Source organism: Parabacteroides distasonis ATCC 8503 (genome assembly GCF_000012845.1).
Classification (GTDB): Bacteria; Bacteroidota; Bacteroidia; order Bacteroidales; family Tannerellaceae; genus Parabacteroides; species Parabacteroides distasonis.
In genome coordinates, this window is the sequence record NC_009615.1 from 294169 (window position 1) to 313991 (window position 19823).

Genomic DNA, 19823 nt, shown 5'->3' on the forward strand with positions numbered 1-19823 from the left:
TTACGATTTACTAAACGATACCTCATCCAGCAGCCGGTCGATCATCTGTTGTTGTTCCTTATCCCGGCCGATTTTCTCTTTCATTACTTTCTCTGCGATAGCGATAGACAGATCCGCTATCTCCGAGCGGACTTCGCGAATAGCTTTCTCTTTTTCTTCGCGGATACGCCGGGTAGCCTCCTCTATCTGCAGATGTGCCTCGGAGACGGCCTTTTTCCGTGCCTCCTCGATGATCCGCTCCTTTTCGGCAAAGGCTTCCTTCAGGACGGCGTTTTGCTTTTCCTTGGCCTCGGCTAGCATCTTCTCGCCCTCGGCTTGGATATGGGCAAGTCGCTCATTCGCCTGACGTGCCGTCTCTAAGGAATTGTCAATGTAAGCTTTCCGTTGTTCGATTGCCTTGACGATCACGGGAAAACCGTATTTGGAAAGGATCACGAAGACAATCCCGAATGAAACGATCATCCAGAATAGAAGCCCTGAATCCGGTGTTAATAAAGACATAGTTTGTTACTTTTTTATTGGAACAACGCTAAGAAACATACGACAATAGCGAACAATGCCACACCTTCTACCAACGCTCCCATAATCAACATCGAGGTACGGATCTCTCCTGCGGCCGACGGCTGGCGTCCAATAGCTTCAACGGCACCTTTACCGATCAATCCGATTCCGATACCTGCACCTATGGCGGCGAATCCCGCTCCTATAGTGGCTCCCATCTTCGCTACGCCCATCCCGGCTGCCGCTTGTAATAAAATAGTCGATAACATAGTGTTTAATTTTAAATTAGTAACCTTAATAATATAATTCTAATACCTTAATTTCTTTGGATTTATTCCCTTACCTTGGCCAATCCGATATAGTTGGCCGACAGCAGGGTGAAAATATAAGCTTGCAAGCAAGCCACTAACAATTCCAGACAGTTCATGAACGCACAGAACAAGACGGATACGATCGTCATACCGAAATTCACGGCTACTCCCATCGTTACCGTTATGAATATCAAACAGGTTAGCGCCAAGATAATCGTATGGCCCGCCATGATGTTGGCGAACAGACGGATCATCAATGCGAACGGCTTGGTGAATACCCCGAAGAACTCCACGAACGGCATGATCGGCAAGGGCAGTTTCAAGTAGATCGGCGCTTTGGGCCAAAAAATCTCTTTCCAATACACTTTCGTGGCGAACAGGTTGACCGCTATAAACGTACAAAGTGCCAATACGCCTGTTACCGCTATATTTCCCGTAATATTAGCGCCTCCCGGGAAAACCGGTATGATCCCGATCAGGTTATTGATCAAGATAAAGAAAAATACCGTCAGCAAATAGGACGAGAACGGCTTATATTCTTTTCCGATCGCCTCTTTGATCACCCCGTCTTGTATGTAGGAGATGGCCATTTCCATCAATCCGATAAATCCGCCCGGCGCCTCGTTCGGGTGCTTTTTATACCAATGGGCGGTCCGGAGAACGATGAAAAGCAAGAGGCCGCAACTGAGGAACAGTCCGCAAACATTCTTGGTCAATGAGAAATCCATCGGGCGAACCTCTTCTCCTGCACTGTTCTTCTCAACAACCTTTCCCGCATGCTCACCTTCCCCGGCGATATAATAATTGTGATGCGTCCGGCCATGATGTAGATGGGATGACAGGAATAAATCCCATCCTCTTTCCTCGCTTTTTACCAAGATAGGCAGGGGAATCGCAATCTCTTGTCCGTTCCATTCCGTGATATGCCATGTATAGGCGTCTTGAATGTGGGAGAAGACGATATCCTGCACGTCTATCTCGCCGGACGCCGCTTTTGCCGGAGTGAGAAAGCTGAGCCACATCCAGAAAGCGATCCATATGTATTTGTTATCTTTGATTGTACTCATCATCCTTTTCCCTTTTCTCTCTTTTCATTCTTTTCTTTTCAAACAGATATAAAATGTAAGTCTCCAGTCCGAGGTAAATGAAATAGAATAACATCAACGTGAAACCAAATGTCTTTAATTGTTGCCCGACAAACGCCGCGTACATCCATAAAAAGACGAAAGCGAGCGTGAACTTACACAACCGGACTAGCATGTACATGGTTACGGTCACATCTCCGTTTTTCCTTTTTACCCGGTCTAGGAAGAAAGTCATCGCCATGGCCATGACCCAGTAAAAGAAGGGAATGGACGGATACCACGAGAAATAGTGTTCCGGCCAGATGGTATATAATAAACCACCCAATGAAACGCCTATTGCCACGTTGATAAACGTGATCAAACCCATTAACCTCATTTTTAATCTGCCATTCATTGTCGTATGTTTTTATTCGACGCAAACGGATAGGATGTCGTCTTTTACCTCTACGAATCCGCTTTGTATCGTTTGTTCTTGTCTTTTGCCGTTTGCCTCGAACCGGATCGTACCCGCCTTCAACGCTGCTATCAATGGGGCGTGATGAGGCAAGATATCGAATGAACCGGCAACTCCCGGGAATGAGACAGATTCGGTCTCGCCTTCGAAAAGAATGCCGTCCGGTGATACAATTTCCAGTTTCATATCGATTAATTTGCTTGTTCTTTCAGCTGCTTGGCCTTCTCCAAGACATCCTCGATGGTTCCTACGTTTAAGAATGCCTGTTCGGGTATGTCATCCGTTTCCCCGTCCATGATCATCTTGAATCCCCGGATCGTATCCTCTATAGAGACCATGACACCGGGTACGCCAGTGAATTGTTCTGCCACGGAGAAGGGCTGGGACAGAAAACGTTGTACACGGCGGGCCCGGTTGACCGTTAGCCTGTCCTCGTCGGAAAGTTCTTCCATACCGAGGATGGATATGATATCTTGAAGTTCCTTGTTCCGTTGCAGGATTTGTTTTACCCGTTGCGCTGTGTCGTAATGCTCCTTGCCTACGATCAGCGGATCAAGGATGCGGGAGGTGGATTCCAGCGGGTCTACGGCCGGATAGATACCGAGTTCCGTGATCTTGCGGCTGAGGACGGTTGTTGCGTCCAAGTGCGTAAAGGTAGTCGCCGGAGCTGGGTCTGTCAAGTCATCGGCAGGAACATACACCGCCTGTACGGAGGTGATGGAGCCCTTCTTGGTTGAAGTGATACGCTCTTGCATAGCTCCCATTTCCGTGGCCAATGTCGGTTGGTAACCTACGGCGGAAGGCATACGCCCCAGCAAGGCGGAAACCTCGGAACCGGCTTGGGTGAAACGGAAGATATTATCGATGAAGAATAATATATCTTTTCTTTCTCCCTCAGAGGCTTTGTCACGGAAGGATTCGGCGATCGTCAAACCGGATAAGGCCACGGACGAGCGGGCGCCCGGCGGTTCGTTCATCTGCCCGAATACCAAGGTAGCCTGCGACTTAGCCAATTCATCGTAATCGATCTTCGACAAGTCCCAGTTGCCTGCCTCCATACTCTTCTTAAACTCCTCGCCGTATCGGATGACACCGGATTGGATCATTTCACGCAATAGGTCATTTCCTTCACGTGTACGTTCACCCACACCGGCGAAGACGGAGAATCCGTTGTTTTTCTTTGCGATGTTGTTGATCAATTCCATGATCAATACCGTTTTGCCGACTCCGGCTCCTCCGAAAAGTCCGATCTTGCCTCCTTTGGCGTAAGGTTCCAATAAATCGATTACTTTAATACCCGTGTACAAGACCTCTTGGGTCGTTGTCAGATCCTCGAATTTAGGAGGCTCACGATGGATGGGAAGAGCCCCGTCTTTAGTAAGCTGGGCCATGCCATCGATAGGGTCGCCGGTGACATTCATTAAACGTCCTTTGACTTGGTCGCCGGTCGGCATGGTGATGGGCATTCCGTATGACACGGCCTCCATGCCTCGTCTCAATCCGTCGGTCGTATCCATCGCTACGGTACGGACGGTGTTTTCCCCGATGTGTTGCTGAACTTCGACGATCAAGATCTTTCCGTTTGGGCGGGAAATCTCCATGGCGTCGTGGATACGGGGGAGGGTTACTGTTTCTTCTGTCCCATAATCAAAGTGGATATCCACTACCGGGCCGATAACCTGTGAGATATAGCCTTTTATTTCTCCCATAAAGCCTATTTGTTATTTATCTTAACCTATTAAAATGTCGTTGCAATATTACGTTTTATGGCGTTTCGATCCTTGAAAATAGAACTTTTTGTGTCTTTTTGAGATTAGTTAAACATTAAACTATTTAGCTGTAGTTCCGAAATAGACCAATTTGTTTCTTATTTGGACGAATCAGAAAGCTATAGTCAAATTTCTAAGGCATAGATAGATAAGGAGATACGAATTTGCTGCCTTTTTGATAGTAAAGGTGACAGTTCTGTTTTATTTTGTTAATCCATAATAGAGGTGTTTTTAATGGTATCGGATAGTTATTTGTGGTTCTGTTGAGCAAGTGGTGATATTTATGTAATTTTGTACGTCAACAATACTAAATAAACATGAAACGAATTATTGAGATATGCGCGAACTCCGCCCAGAGCTGTGTGGAGGCGGAGGCGGGAGGCGCTACCCGTGTAGAGCTTTGCGCCGGGATACCCGAAGGGGGAACTACACCTAGTTATGGAGAGATCAAGACGGCGAAGGCTCTGACTTCCAAGATCGATATCAATGTGATTATCCGTCCGAGAGGCGGTGATTTCTTGTATACGGAAGCCGAGGTACAATCCATGCTATTGGATATAGAACTGTGCAAGGAGCTAAAAGTGCATGGCGTCGTTTTCGGCTGTCTTACGAAAGACGGGGATATCGATGTACCCTTGATGCGGCGCTTGATCGAGGCGGCAAAACCTCTGTCCGTAACTTGTCATCGTGCTTTCGATGTTTGCCGGGACCCATTCACTGCGTTGGAGCAGCTAATCGAGTTGGGATGCGACCGTATCTTGACCTCCGGCCAGCAATCGGATGCCGTGAAAGGAATCCCCTTGATCGCCGAGCTGGTGAAACGTGCGGACGGACGGATCATCATCATGCCGGGATGTGGCGTACGTGAGAATAATATCGGGAAAATAGAGGCGGAGACAGGAGCGAAAGAGTTTCATACGTCCGCCCGAAGTATCGTATATAGTAAAATGGAATACCGCAATGAGAATGTCCCGATGGGAAGCAGTATCGTGTCCTCCGAATTCGAGACGGTGCAAACGGATCGGGAGAAGGTAAAAGCATATATTTAAGTGCTGGTATAGGCGTGAGCCTGTGTCGGTATTGGTGTAGCCCTACGCCTATACCGGCATCGCCTCATGCCTATACCGGCGTGGGGCGATACCAATACTCGTATGCGGGTGAAATGTTTTTTCTTCCCAAAAAGATTGTTTATCTTTGCGCCTCCATTAGATAAAAGATGCTAAATGTAACAGTGAATAATCGTTTTGGGTTTCACCAGCGTATCATGCTTATGATCATGTTGGTGCTGTTACAGTTTTATTCCATTGGAAGCGATTTCTTTCCGGAGAATATTACCACTACCTCGATGGAAATAGTCGATAAAGAGGCACCCGATGTGTTGTTGGATTTTGACGATAACGCCTCCTTGCGAACGGTACGTCAGGAGCAAGTGCAAATCCGAGCCTTGGAGATCGATTTGATATGGGACTTGTTTACGATTCTGGATTTACATGAATTAATTCATTCCTTGGAACTACGGCAATGCGCCAAGCTTCCTTTATTTTATAACCTACACAAAGCACAGAATTTCGTTTGGTTCTGTTCCTATCTGATTTAGTAGAACTTACCTGTTTCTTATTGTCGCGCATGGGGTGATTCGCCTATGTGCTTTTCGTCGTATTCAAATAATTATAAATCTATAAGTTTTATGAGGATAAAATTGTTTTCTAACTATTTACCCTTACTATGCTTAACGGCTTGTGTATGGGTATCTTGTAGCCAAAACCGGGAGAAAAAGTCCGGGAAGAAAGATCATACGCCGGTGATGCGGTTAACCACGACCACGATCGAGGTGCCGCAGTCCTATGTAGCGGATGTACAAGCCGTACAGTTCGTAGAGGTGAAACCGAAAGTGGAAGGGTTCGTGGAGGCCGTCCTTGTAGATGAGGGCGAGCACGTGAAGAAAGGGCAGGTGCTTTTCAAGCTTTCCTCGGCGGAATTGTACGAGGAGGTGAAAGAGGCGCAAGCCAATCACAAACAGGCCCAAGCCGAGTTGAAGATGGCGGAGGTAGAGGTAGACCGCATCAAGCGTTTGGTGGAGAAAGATATCATCTCGCCGATTCGTCTGGAGCAGGCGATGGCCGAGGCGGACGTGGCACGCTTGCAGGTGCAACAGGCCAAATCCCGTTTGCAACGTGCGGAGACTAATTTCTCGTACACGACGATCACGGCTCCTTTCGAGGGATACGTGGACCGCATCCCCTTTAAGGTGGGAAGTTTGGTTACGCCGAGCAGCTTATTGACCTCCTTGACGGACGTATCGGATATGTTCGCCTATTTCAAGATCAACGAGAAGGAGTATCTGGAATATAAACGGACGCAGTTGAGCGGTATCGACCAGCCGGAGTATAATAATCTGGAACTGATCCTTTCCGACCAATCCACCTATCGGTATAAAGGGAAGGTAGAGACCGTGGAGGGCGACTTTGAGCGGGGTACCGGATCGATCGCTTTCCGTGCCCGTTTCGCGAATCCGGAACGTTTGCTGCGACATGGCGTATCCGGTAAGATCCGGATGCTGACCAAGATGGAGAACGTGGTCTTGGTTCCCCAGCAATCCACTTTCGAGATACAGGATTTTACCTATGTATATACGGTAGCGGAAGATGGAAAGGTGAGCGTGCGTAGCTTCGAGCCGTTGGCCCGCCACGGTTCTTATTACGTGACACAGGATTTGCCGGACCAGACCGTCATCGTCTACGAGGGTGTCCAGATGATCACGGACGGCATGACTATCAATCCCGATATGGTAGATGGAGCCACGATCCGTCGCCAATTGGAATCGTCTAATGAAATCGAGAATAATAAGTAAGCCCTATGTTTGAAATATTTATCAGACGCCCTATCTTATCGGGCGTGATCTCGGTGGTAATTGTCTTCTTGGGATTGCTGGCGATCAACTCCTTGCCGATCACCCAATTCCCGGATATCGTGCCCCCATCCGTTACCGTTACCGCCCGTTATACCGGAGCGAACGCCGACGTGATGGCGAAAACGGTGGCGACCCCGCTGGAGCGTGCTATCAACGGCGTGCCCGGAATGACCTATATGACCTCTGTTTGTACGAACGACGGTATGTCCTTGACTACGATCTATTTCAAGGTCGGTACCGACCCGGACGTAGCTTCCGTGAATGTGCAGAACCGTGTGACCACCGTGCTGGATGAGCTTCCGGAAGAGGTGATCCGTGCCGGCGTGATTACGGAGAAGGAGGTAAACAGTATGTTGATGTACCTGAACATCATGAGCTCGGATAGTACCCATACGGAGAAATTCGTATATAACTTTGCCGATATCAATATCTTGCGTGAGTTGAAGCGCATCGACGGCGTGGGATTCGTGGAGATCATGGGTAGCCGCGACTATGCGATGCGTGTATGGCTGAACCCGAACCGGTTGGCGGCTTATAATATGTCGCCGCAAGAGGTTACGGAGGCGATCCGCTCGCAGAATATCGAGGCGGCGCCGGGTAAGACGGGTATCAGCTCCGACAAGATCCCGCAGCAATTGCAATACGTCTTGCAGTATAGCGGTAAGTTCAGCACGCCGGAGGAATATGGCGAGATCGTCTTGAAAGCCCTGCCGGACGGTTCCGTGCTTCGCCTGAAAGACGTGGCTACGATCGAGTTTGATTCCGAGGATTATAATATGATCTCCATGACGGACGGAAAGCCCTCGGCCTCTATCATGATCAAGCAGCGTCCGGGCTCTAACGCCCGTGAGGTGATCCAGCAGATCAAGGCGAAGATGGAGGAATTGAAGGAAACGACATTTGCCCCGGGTATGGAATATAATATCTCGTACGACGTATCCCGTTTCTTGGACGCTTCCATATCGGTCGTGCTCAAGACCTTGCTGGAGGCGTTTATCTTGGTATTTATCGTGGTGTATCTTTTCTTGCAGGATTTCCGGTCTACGTTGATACCCGCTATCGCCGTTCCGGTATCGTTGATCGGTACGTTCTTCTTTATGCAGATGCTGGGTTTCTCGATCAATATGCTGACTTTGTTCGCCTTGGTGCTTGCTATCGGTATCGTGGTGGATAACGCGATCGTGGTGGTAGAGGCGGTCCACGTGAAGATGCACAACGAGAAGCTGCCCCCGTTGAAGGCGACGAAAAAGGCGATCGGTGAGATCGGAGGGGCGATTATCGCTATTACGCTGGTGATGTCCGCCGTGTTTATCCCGGTCGGTTTCATGGATGGTACGGTGGGTATCTTCTATCGCCAGTTCTCATTGACGCTTGCTGTGGCGATCGTGATCTCCGGCGTGAACGCCTTGACGTTGTCTCCGGCTCTTTGCGCCTTGTTACTGAAGCCGGTATCTCATTCGAAAAAGGCGAAGAAGGGCCTTCTGACTCGTTTCTTCGAGGGCTTTAACCGCCGTTATGATTTCTTGGAGCGTCGTTACCGCTTGAATTTAAGATGGTTCTTGAACCGTCGGATGCTGACGTACGCAACCTTGATCCTTTTCTGTCTGGCCACGTGGGGCATGACGTTCGTGTTGCCTTCCGGCTTTATCCCGAATGAGGACCAAGGTATGATCTATGTGAACGTAGACGCACCTCCCGGAGCTACCTTGGAGCGTTCGGAAGCTGCCTTGAACAAGGTGCAAGCGGCTTTGTTGCCGTTGGAAGAGGTGGAGACGATCTCTACCTTGGCCGGCTATAGCTTGATGACCGAGACGGAGGGTGCCAGCTTCGGTATGGGTATGATTAACCTGACCCCTTGGGATCAACGGGAGCAGACAGCGGCGGAGTTGATGAGCGTGTACGCCGATCGTGTCGCCCATATCAAGGATGCGGACATCCAGTTCTTCCTACCGCCTACGGTTCCGGGATTCGGTAACGCGAGTGGCTTCGAGCTTCGTCTGCAAGATAAGACCGCCGGTACGTTCGCCGAGCTGGATGAGGTCGCCAAGAACTTCGTGGCGAAGCTGAACGCTGATCCTCGCCTGACCGGTGTCACTTCCGGCTTCAACCCGAATTTCCCGCAATATCTGCTCCGGGTGGATTTGGCGAAGGCGGCTAAGCTAGGCATCAACGTGAACGAGTCCATGGAAACCTTGCAATCCTATGTAGGTAGTTTCTATTCCTCCAACTTCGTCCGTTTCGGCCAGATGTACAAGGTCATGTTGCAAGCGGCGCCGGAGTATCGTATGAATCCGGAGGATTTGTTCAGCCTGTATGCTAAGAATAAGGAGGGGAATATGGTGCCTTACTCCAACTTCATGACGATGGAGCGTGTGTATGGCCCGAGCCAGATTACCCGTTACAACCTGTTTACCTCGGCCATGATTACCGGCGAGGCCGCCCCGGGTGTCAGCTCGGGTGAGGCGTTGGCGGCTGTTGAGGAGATCGCTTCCGAGGTATTGCCCCGTGGTTATGATACCGAATGGTCCGGTGTGGCGAAGGAGGAGAAAGAGTCCGGTGGGCAAACGTTGGTAATTTTCGCTATTTGTTTGGCATTCGTCTATCTGTTGCTTGCCGCCCAATACGAGAGCTTATTGCTTCCGCTTCCGGTCATCCTGTCGCTTCCGGCGGGTGTGTTCGGCTCGTTCTTCTTGCTGTACGTGGTAGGTCTGGAGAATAACATCTATGCGCAGGTGGCGTTGGTGATGTTGATTGGTTTGCTGGGAAAGAATGCGATCTTGATTATCGAGGTGGCGAACCAGTGCCGTAAGGAAGGTATCAGCGTGATGGGGGCCGCTATTCAAGGGGCTACCAGTCGTTTGCGCCCGATCTTGATGACCTCCTTCGCTTTTATCAGTGGCTTGATTCCGTTGACGATCGCCTCGGGAGCCGGTGCCTTGGGGAACCGTTCGATCGGTACGGCGGCGGCCGGAGGTATGTTGATCGGTACGTTTGTCGGTATCTTCTTGATCCCGGGGCTTTACGTGATCTTCGAGTCGCTGGCTACTTATTTTAAAAAGAGAAAAGAGAAAGAGCAAATTAAAGAAGACGAGTATGTGTATTGATAAGATGAGATATATAATGATAGGCTGCGCCTTGGCTCTGATTGCTTTGGCCGGTTGTAAGACTCCCGAGCTATCGATGGACGAGCGGATCTCGCTTCCGGAATCCGGCGAGATGGGAATGAACGACACTACGTTCGTGAAACCGCTCTCGTGGGATGTCTTTTTCCAAGATACCTTATTGCGAGGCTATGTGGATGTGGCTTTACGCAATAACCATTCCTTCCAGCAGAGCATGGAGCGCATCGCCATGAGCCGTGCGGCCTTGCAGCGGGCGAAGGGGCTTTTGCTGCCGGACGTGAATTTGAACATCGGAGCCTCCGTGAACCGTTTCGGTGAATATACGATGGATGGTGTGGGGAATAGCGAGACAAACGTGCCTTCTTTGCCAAAGGATAAGCATATACCGGACCCTTACCGGGATTTCGGCTTGAGCTTGAGCTTTCAATGGGAAGCGGATATCTGGGGCAAACTGACCCGGAAGAAGCAGGCCGCCGCCGCTCGCTGGATGGCTTCCGTGGAGGCTACCCGTTTTGCCCAGTCGATGTTGATCTCCGATTTGGCGATTCAATATTATGAGTTGATCGGCTTGGACCGGCGTAAGGAGGTGTTGCGGAATGCGCTGGCCAGTGCCCGTCGTTCCCATGAGCTGACCCGCCAGTTGAAGAAGGAAGGGGCGGAGACGCAGTTGGCGGTCGATCAGTTTTATGCCCGTGTGTTGTTGATCGAGAGTAAATTGCTGGAAAACGATCAGTTGATCGGTGAGAAGGAGCGGGCGATCGCTTGCCTGTTGGGTGTTTTCCCCTTCGAGATTCGCCGGATGGGATTCGATGAGTTGCGTAAGTTGCCGGTTCCCTTGTCGGAAGGGATTCCAGCGAACCTCTTGACATTGCGTCCGGATGTACGTTCCGCCGAGATGGGGTTGGTCGCCTCCAAGGCGGATGTGATAGCGGCGAAGGCGGCTTTCTATCCCTCGTTGGTGCTTGGCGCCAGTGGTGGTTTCAATGCGTTTGATGTGGGTAAGTGGTTTCATTCGCCGGCCTCTTTGGTGTACGACTTGGCGGCGGGTATCACGGCTCCTATCTTCCGCCGCAATGAGATCCGTTCGATGTGGAACGAGGCGAAGGCTTCCCAGCGTATCGCTTTATCCCAATACCACGAGACCGCTTTGAACGCTTACACCGAGGTGCTCGATCTCTATTGCGCCAGCCAGACCCAAACGGAGCGTATCCGCTTGAAAGAGAAAGAATCCCTTGCCCACCAACGTTCCGTGGTGAATGCTGGTGAGATGTTCCAATTAAGCTATACCGGTTTCTTGGAGGTTCTTTCCGCCGAGGAGCGTTATCTGGATAGCGAGCTGGAGCATATCGATATCGTCACCGATTTATGCCGGAAGAAGATATTGCTATACCGGGCGTTGGGAGGCGGTTGTTGATTTTTATCGTGACGCTATTGTTATTGTACTGCAACCCGCATTGCAGTGTTACTGCACGCCGGTTGCAGTAGCGCTGCACATGCGTCGCAGTACTACTGCAATACGGGTTGCAGTGAATACTTGATATCGTATGCCTTTGGCTACGTTGCGATAAATCTTGGGAAGATGTGCTCTTTTCTGAAAAGAAGTGCTTATCTTTGAGGCTTATTGTTATCTTATAGTCTAGGCCATTATGAAATATCTGACTCTACTCGTGTTTTTAGGAATCTCGTTGTTGTGCGAAGCCCAGCAAGATTCGATCGTCCCTTTTGAGAAAGCTTATAAGCGTACCTATAATATCCGGAAAGTATCGGGAGTGAAACCTACGATCGACGGTAAGTTGGATGAGGACTTTTGGACGAAGCAAGGCGAATGGTCGGATCGTTTCGTACAGATTATCCCTTATGAGCGGGCGATCACTCAATCCCCGACCCGGGTAAAACTTTTCTATGATGATAAATATATCTATGTAGGTGTATATTGCAAGGACGCCGTGCCGGATAAGATGAATCGTTTTATCGGGAACCGGGATGATAATAGTCTGGGCGATTTGATCAGCGTCGCTTTCGACACCTACCATGATTATCGTGCGGCACCGGAATTCAATATCAATCTAGGAGGAAATAAGACGGATCTGGTCGTAACGGATAAGTTGAACGTCAACCTTAGCTGGAACGCCGTTTGGGAAGGACGAACGAATATCAACCGGGCGGATTCCAGTTGGACCGCCGAGCTGCGTATCCCGTTCAGCCAGTTGCGTTATAACCAGCGATCGGAGGATGGCGTTTGGGGCTTGCATGTACGCCGTATCATCCGTAGGAATAACGAGGTGCAAAATTGGAGCATGATCCCCTTGAAGAATAACGGACATGTCTTTTCGTTCGGAAACATGAGCGGCATGGACTCTGTTCCCAAGCCTCGCGGCATCGAGTTCTTGCCGTATGTAATGGGTAAATACAGGCAGGAACCCCGGATAGACGGCAGCCCTTATCAAAAAGGGTATAGCTGGGGAGGAAACGTGGGCTTGGACGCTAAGTTCGCCCTCTCGGATTATACGTTGGATATGACGATCAATCCGGATTACGGACAAGTGGAGTTGGACCCCTCCGTAATGAACCTTACGGCTTACGAGACGTTTTACGATGAGAAACGCCCCTTCTTCTTGGAAGGAAAACATATCTTGGATTTTGCGAACGGTAGCGATATGATGTTTTATACCCGTAGGATCGGCGCCTCTCCCTCTTATACGCCACGGGGTATAGACAACGTAGGCAGTTATGCCGAGACGAAAGAGAATGTGCCGATTATCGGTGCGTTGAAACTGACGGGTACGAATAAACGGGGCTTGACGATCGGAGTGATCGAGAGTGTAACGGCACGTTCCTCCTCCAAGGTTACCCGTAACGGGGTGGAGGATGTGGAAGTCGTGGAGCCTTTGACAAACTATACCGTGGCCCGTGTGCAAAAGAACTGGAAGGGGAATACCTTGCTGGGCGGTATGGTGACTTCGGTAAACCGTGCCTTGGATCAGCCTTATCTGGAGGATTTCATGGTGCGTAACGCTTTCACGGCGGGTATTGACTTTACCCAGTATTTCAAGAATCGCCTTTATTATATAGATGTAAAGGGAATGTTGAGTTCCTTGCATGGTAGCGCCGGGGCGATCACGGCTTTGCAGAATAGCGTGGCGCATTATTATCAAAGGGCTTCCTCCGCCGATTATCTGGGGGTGGATCCTACCCGTCGCTCCCTGACCGGAACGGGTGGTTATGTGAAAGTGGGACGGAAAGGAAACGCCAAATGGAACTTCTCGGAGACCTTTACTTGGTCGTCACCCGGTTTCGACTTGAATGATATGGGATATATGAAGGAGACAGATTATCTGATGAATGAGACGGAGATCATGTATCGGCAGACCGATATCTGGAAGATATTCCGGTACAACGCCTTTACCCTGTCCCAAAAGAATATGTGGAATTACGGCGGTACTCCTTTTAGCAACAACGCTTCTTTGCGTTGGCAAAGTATGACGATGAACCGGTATGAATGGGATGTCAAGGAAACCTTTGCTTGGAATTGGCTGGATAGCCGCTTGCTGCGAGGGGGACCGGATGTTCGCTTCGGTTCTTATTTCTTAACTTCCGCTAAGTTCAATACCGATAAGGCGAAACGAATGATGTTCATGCTCAAATACGAGGGCGATCATAATTTCGAGGGAAATCGCTTCAATACGATCTCGCCGAGCTTGACATTCCGCTTGGGAAACCATGTCTATTTGTCCGGTCAACTGGATTATGCGTGGAATACGGATGAGATGCAATATGTGGCTACGACGAGTCCGCTTAGCTCGAGTAGCTTGGCCCCTTATTATTATGTCATGGGCCACATGGATCAGAAGACCTATGGTCTCACGCTGAAATTACAAGTGAACGTGACCCCCGATATTTCCATTCAATTTTATGGTGCCCCGTTCACCTCCATCGCTAAATACGATGATTTTAAATTAGCGGCGGATACGAAGTCGCATACCTTTGAGAACCGTTTCCAACGTATTGATCCGGATCAATTGACTTATGCGGATGGAGTCTATACCATCGGGGAGGGAGCTGGGCAGATGCCTTTTAGGAACCCTGATTTTAGGTTTAACGAGTTTCGTTCCAACTTGGTAGCCCGCTGGGAATACTTGCCCGGTTCCACGCTTTATTTCGTATGGGAACACCGGATGTCTAACCGGGACAACTGGTACTCCTCCGGCTGGGGAAGTAATCTGGATCGTATGTGGGGACTCCCCGCTACAAATACGTTCATGATCAAAATGAATTATTGGTTCAATCTATAGTCTATTTGTAGTTCGGATTGAATTATTGAATGGATGTTGGCGGAACCTGATCGTGTTGTTTGTTTTTTATGATTTTTATTTATATTTGCGGTGAAAAGAAAAATGCTTCTCAATGCAAACAAGATTTTGAGGCAAGTTAACCTTGATGTTTAATGAATAAATCTTAAATTTTAGATATGGTGAGAGATGGATAGAACAGTGTGTGGGTAATCTCATTCAGATGAGATGTTTTTGAAAAGAATTTTTAGTATAATTCAAGTGTAAAAGAGACTTAAATCTAGTTTTATGAATAATAAATATTACTTAGCAACGGTGCTTTTAGCGTTAGGAGCGTTCTCTCCGTTGTATGGTGTACAAAATACCCCCCCCCCCCCATAATTATTCTGTAAATCAGAATGATATAAGATTGACGGGTACCGTTATTGATGAAGCCGGTATACCAGTGATTGGTGCAAACATTCTTGTAAAAGGTACGACAAACGGTACGATTACCGATATGGATGGTAAGTTTACGTTAATCAATGTTCCTGAAAACGCAATCTTGGTGGTTTCTTATATCGGATATCTAGACCGTGAGATTCCTGTGGCAGGGAAAAGTACGTTGGAAATCCGTTTGAAAGAGGATACGCAGAAGTTGGATGAGGTCGTTGTCGTAGGTTATGGCGTGCAGAAAAAAGTGAACATGACCGGGTCTATATCGAACGTGAAAGCGGATGATCTATCTGTGATCCCGAGTACAAACCTTTCAAACTCTTTGGCCGGACGTGCTCCGGGAGCTATGATCACGGGCAACTCTGGTTTGATGGGGGCTAAATCCGAGATTCGTATGCGTGGAGGATTCGGTGATCCTTTGTTCGTTATTGATGGGGTGATTCGCGATAAAGAGGCTTTCGACTTATTGGAACCTTATGAAATAGACCAAATGAGCTTCTTGAAAGATGCGGCTACCGCCTCAATCTATGGTTCCGCTGCTGGAAATGGTGTCGTGTTGGTAACGACTAAGGGAGGAACGAAAAACCAAAAACCGATATTTAATTACCAAGGTTCTTATGCGTTTAGTAAACCGACTCAGGAATTGTTTGCCGACCGTTGGGATGCGATTGATGATTTGGACTACCAGAATGCGGTAGCTCGTTTCCAAGGTACGCCGCTTCCTAATGGCGAGGAGGAGTATGCCTATTTCCGTGATAATAAGATCAACTATAACGTGAACGATTATATTTGGCAGAATCCCTGGAATACGAAACACTCCTTGAGCGTGAACGGTGGTACGGATAAGGTAAAGTATTATGTGATGGGATCGTTCTTGGCCGAGGAGGGATCGTATGTGTCGTTGGAGAATAAGAAATTCTCCTTACGTTCGAACCTTTCTGTCGATTTGACCAAGTATATAACCATGAATGTGAACTTGGATGCGAATCAATCGAACGATAAGCGTTTCTACTGGCCTTTCTCTGACGATGACGACCAATCGGTGTACGATTTATATCGTTGTACCTTCAACGCAATGAAGACAACGCCGTTTTACTCTTACTTAGACGGAACGCCCGCTAACACCATCACGGATTATCCGATCTATCAAGACTATGGCTCTTGGCAGGGATGGAATCCCGTGGATCAAGTGGTTGGAAACCGTTATTTGAAGACACGTCGGCGTAATTTGAACGGTATCGTTTCGTTCAATATCAACCTTGATTTCATAACGAAAGGTTTGAGCACGAAAGTGATGGCCTCTTATCTAGGCCACGATTACAACCGGAAGCGCTTTATGACCTTCCAGAAAAACTATAAATTCCAGCAAGCGGATCCGCAAGGCAATCGTTTTTTGCCGGCTCCATTGAATTTGAATGAATATAATACCTTCAACTTCTCGCAGAATTACGAGAATCTGGAGTATAAGACTAAACAATTGTGGACCGAGCAATTCAACTGGTTCGTGAATTATGCCAATACGTTCGGTAAGCATGATGTGGCAGCCATGGTGGTATTCGAGCAGGCATCTAATGGTGGCGAGGAGGTATCGGCCAAAGGTGAGTCTCCGCTTACGAATTTAGACCAGATGTTCAACTACTCATCCGATGCTTTGCGACGCTGGGGCGAGGCGAAGGAGAAGAACGGAGGGCGCCTTTCTTGGATCGGCCGTTTCAATTATACATTTGATCAGAAGTATATAGCAGAATTTTCTTTCCGTTACGATGGTAATACCCTTTTCCCAGACGGTAAGCGTTGGGGCTTCTTCCCCTCTGTATCTGCCGCATGGCGTATCAGCCAAGAGTCTTTCATGGAGCCGACATCTGATTGGTTGAGTAATTTGAAGATCCGTGCCTCTTATGGTACGACGGGTAATGATATGGATTTGAGCAAGGACCCGATTGACAAGGTGGATGCGTTCTCTTATTTGCAAAAGTATCAATTGGGTGAAAAATATATCTTTGGTAATAACTTGGCAAATACGATTGTGGCTGGAGCGACTCCGAACTATGCCTTGACATGGGCAACCTCAACTACTTATAATGGTGGTTTGGATTTTGGTTTCTTCAATAATCGTTTGTCTGGAACGTTCGATGCCTTTTATCGGAAAGAGGTAGATATCCTCGGACCGCGTACGGTGACACTCCCAAGCACGTACGGACAGGCTTTGGCTCCGGAAAACTATGCCGAGCGTTCTTGGCGAGGCGGTGAGTTGGCTCTGACTTGGATGGATAAGGCCGCGAATGGCGAGATTACTTACTCTGCCTACTTGAATCTGGGATTCGCTCGTGATCGTTGGGATGTATTGGATGAGGATGCCACTTATCGAGAAGGGGGTAACCTGCATGCGTTGTCAAAACAGGGTAAGGCTGAGGGAATCTTGACGGGCCTGATCGCCGATCACTTGCTGACGGATCCGGCAGAGGTGGAAGCCTTGAAGGCGAAAGGTTTCAAGCAATTTGGACGGGATCCTTATCTGGGTGGTATCTTGTATAAGGATACGAGAGGCGATGGCTACTCGGAGGGACCGGACGGACGTATTGATAGCAATGATGAGTATAATTTGTTGAGTGAGAATGGTACGCCACGTATCAATTATGGTTTTGGCGGTAGTATCAAGTGGAAGGGAATCACGCTGGATGTGCATTTTCAAGGGGTCGGAAAATATGATCGCTTCGTAGGTGGCGTAGATGGAGGTTTCTATCAACATGGTGGTACGATTCGTCCTTATTTCCCGATTTGGACGAGTGATAAGGTGTATGATCCGGAACTTAATCCGGATGGGGTTTATCCACGTATCACGGGCACGAGTTGGTATGAGTCTGGAGCGGGTAATACGAGTTACTGGATGCGCAATGGCGCTTATTTGCGTTTGAAGAATCTAAATATTGGTTACGATTTGCCTATGGCTATTCTTCGTCCGTTAGGAATCACGCATGCTCAGGTATTTGCGAATGCTACTAACTTGTTCTGTATTTCAGCTGTGACCGAGTTCTTGGATCCGGAACAAGAATATTATGATTCTTATCCTTTGATGAGAACGTTCTCTTTTGGTCTTAATTTCTCATTCTAAATATAATATAGGAAGATATGAAAATGATTCAATTTAAATACGCGATAATTAGTGCGGCCTTTCTGTTAGGTGGAATGACAACAGGCTGTGACACGTTGGATATCGACAACCTAGAGACCTACGATGAGTCTATGGTTTGGGGAGACCTTAACCTGGCTCAGGCGTACGTGAACAATCTGTATGAGGAGTGTTTTGAGGGCTGGAGTGTTTCTGCCGACCAAAATTCGGATCAAGTGACGGGCATTCCTTGGTATTTGGGTACGATCACGGAGACTGGGGATAGTTATAAAAAATGGGACTATACCAAGATCCGCCACATCAATGAGGCGATCTTTAAACTGGAGTCTAGCGTGATAGAGGATAAGAAAGCTGTGGATTTCATGTTGGGACAAGCCTATTTCATGCGTGCCTATATGTATTATTGGATGGTGTTGCATCATGGTGGCGTACCTTATTTGAAAGTGCCGCAAGATAAAGATAAGGATGATTTGTACGTGAAACGTAACTCTACGCCGGAATGTTTCCAGTTTATGATAGAGGATTTGGATCATGCGATTTCCTTGTTGCCTGCCAAAATAGCTGGTAGTTCCAGTGATTATGGGCGTATAGACCAGTGTTTTGCAAAGTCTTGGAAAGCAAAGACCTTGTTACTGAAAGCTTCTCCTCAGTTCAATCCGAAACGTATGTATGATAACGCATACTGGAAAGAGGCTTACGTGGCGGCTAAGGAGGCGTATGATTTTTGTGTGCAGAATGGCATCGCGTTGACAGAGAATCCGGCGGATATTTGGTTGCAAGAAAGAGGTCCGGAGGTTATCTTCCCGGTTATTTATTCAAATCCGAACCGTGTCGCTACTTGGGAGTATGGTACGCGTCCGGCTTCTGTGAGCCGTGATAAACCTTATCATAATCCTACTTGGGAATTCGTAAAGGATTTCCCGATGTTGGATGGTAAGCGTTACGACGATCCTACGGGCAAGTATTACGTAGGTGACGAGCAGGCTTTGCTGAAGGCTTTCTGGAAGAATCGCGATCCGCGTTTCAACAGGGCTTGTTTGTATAACGGACGCGAATGGCCGGTAGCTGGTAGATCTGCCGACAACCGTATGTATAACGCCTTGGGTGTGAGCAACGCAGACGATCAATATGGTGTCAATCCGAATGCGGGTGTCAATGCGGCCAACAATGATATTTTCTCTGGAATGTATAATTACAAAGTGTCTGATCTTTCCTTGACACAAGACAAGGTGATGACGTTCGATATTGATTATATCTTGATGCGCTTTGCCGAAGTGATGTTCATCTATGCGGAGGCCGCTAATGAGAACGGACATTCTGATGTAGCTATCGATTTGTTGAAACAGATCCGTAAGCGTGCGGGTATAGAGGCAGGGGCGGATGGTTTGTATGGCTTGAAGGTTGGTAGCCGTGAGGAGATCCGTCAGGCGATTTTGGATGAACGTCATATCGAGCTGTGCTATGAGGGACATCGTTTCTGGGACTTGCGCCGTACGCGTAATATGATGATGTTGGCCGGTTGGACGAAACATGGTATCGAGGCGATCGCAGTCAACCCGGATGGCTCGGATATGGACTTGAACGTCGCTCGCGACCGGATCGCCAAGAATGAGTTGACTACCGGTGATTTTCGCTACGTAATCCATCAAGTTCCTTATACGGAGGCAGCTGAGCGCCAGTTCGTGATCGAGGAAAGCTTCTATTTCTTCCCGATCAAGAAAACTTACTTGGACGAGAACCCGAATTTGGAGCAGAATAATAATTGGGGAGGTACGTTCAATCCGACTATGGAACAATAATTGATTGATTCTTAGAT

At 48.3% G+C, this 19823-nt stretch carries 14 protein-coding genes; 8 read left to right on the forward strand and 6 right to left on the reverse strand.

The features are described 5' to 3' along the window. From atpF to atpD, 6 genes are all read right to left on the reverse strand, one after another. On the reverse strand, positions 1-501 hold the full coding sequence (atpF, locus tag BDI_RS01325) for a F0F1 ATP synthase subunit B (RefSeq protein WP_005861790.1): 501 nt from the start codon (positions 499-501) through the stop codon (positions 1-3). A 14-nt stretch (positions 502-515) separates the two neighbouring features. Further along, entirely contained in the window at positions 516-770 is a 255-nt protein-coding gene (atpE, locus tag BDI_RS01330; RefSeq protein ID WP_005861792.1) for an ATP synthase F0 subunit C, read from the reverse strand. A gap of 62 nt (positions 771-832) precedes the next feature. Further along, positions 833-1882 (reverse strand): F0F1 ATP synthase subunit A, encoded by a 1050-nt coding sequence (atpB, locus tag BDI_RS01335; protein WP_008780815.1) that lies wholly within the window; start codon positions 1880-1882, stop codon positions 833-835. Further along, positions 1860-2291, reverse strand: coding sequence for a hypothetical protein (locus tag BDI_RS01340; RefSeq protein WP_008774073.1), 432 nt, complete (start codon positions 2289-2291; stop codon positions 1860-1862). The genes atpB and BDI_RS01340 overlap by 23 nt, the downstream gene beginning before the upstream one ends. Before the next feature lie 12 nt (positions 2292-2303). Further along, positions 2304-2537: an ATP synthase F1 subunit epsilon gene (gene atpC, locus BDI_RS01345; RefSeq protein WP_005861798.1), complete on the reverse strand. Its 234-nt coding sequence runs from the start codon at positions 2535-2537 to the stop codon at positions 2304-2306. A gap of 5 nt (positions 2538-2542) precedes the next feature. Next, positions 2543-4060: a F0F1 ATP synthase subunit beta gene (gene atpD / locus BDI_RS01350; RefSeq protein WP_005861799.1), complete on the reverse strand. Its 1518-nt coding sequence runs from the start codon at positions 4058-4060 to the stop codon at positions 2543-2545. Positions 4061-4437: 377 nt separating this feature from the next. On the opposite strand from atpD, the gene BDI_RS01355 reads away from it, so the two are divergent. The 8 genes from BDI_RS01355 (at position 4438) to BDI_RS01390 (ending at position 19806) form a co-directional block, all read left to right on the forward strand. After that, positions 4438-5169, forward strand: a complete 732-nt coding sequence (locus BDI_RS01355; RefSeq protein WP_005861801.1) for a copper homeostasis protein CutC — start codon at positions 4438-4440, stop codon at positions 5167-5169. 167 nt (positions 5170-5336) lie between these two features. After that, positions 5337-5717 carry a hypothetical protein gene (locus tag BDI_RS01360; protein WP_005861803.1) on the forward strand — a complete coding sequence of 127 codons (381 nt, stop codon included), beginning with the start codon at positions 5337-5339 and terminating at the stop codon, positions 5715-5717. A 90-nt stretch (positions 5718-5807) separates the two neighbouring features. Next, a complete protein-coding gene (locus BDI_RS01365; RefSeq protein ID WP_005861805.1) occupies positions 5808-6971 on the forward strand; it encodes an efflux RND transporter periplasmic adaptor subunit in 1164 nt (387 codons plus the stop codon). A 5-nt stretch (positions 6972-6976) separates the two neighbouring features. Continuing rightward, on the forward strand, positions 6977-10135 hold the full coding sequence (locus BDI_RS01370) for an efflux RND transporter permease subunit (RefSeq protein ID WP_005861806.1): 3159 nt from the start codon (positions 6977-6979) through the stop codon (positions 10133-10135). Continuing rightward, positions 10125-11567, forward strand: coding sequence for an efflux transporter outer membrane subunit (locus BDI_RS01375; protein WP_011965943.1), 1443 nt, complete (start codon positions 10125-10127; stop codon positions 11565-11567). The genes BDI_RS01370 and BDI_RS01375 overlap by 11 nt, the downstream gene beginning before the upstream one ends. Positions 11568-11799: 232 nt before the next feature. Then, positions 11800-14445: a DUF5916 domain-containing protein gene (locus BDI_RS01380; protein ID WP_011965944.1), complete on the forward strand. Its 2646-nt coding sequence runs from the start codon at positions 11800-11802 to the stop codon at positions 14443-14445. 346 nt (positions 14446-14791) lie between these two features. Next, a complete protein-coding gene (locus tag BDI_RS01385) occupies positions 14792-17989 on the forward strand; it encodes a SusC/RagA family TonB-linked outer membrane protein (protein ID WP_237702612.1) in 3198 nt (1065 codons plus the stop codon). Between the two features lie 17 nt (positions 17990-18006). Beyond that, on the forward strand, positions 18007-19806 hold the full coding sequence (locus BDI_RS01390; RefSeq protein WP_009276573.1) for a RagB/SusD family nutrient uptake outer membrane protein: 1800 nt from the start codon (positions 18007-18009) through the stop codon (positions 19804-19806). Positions 19807-19823 lie beyond the last annotated feature (17 nt).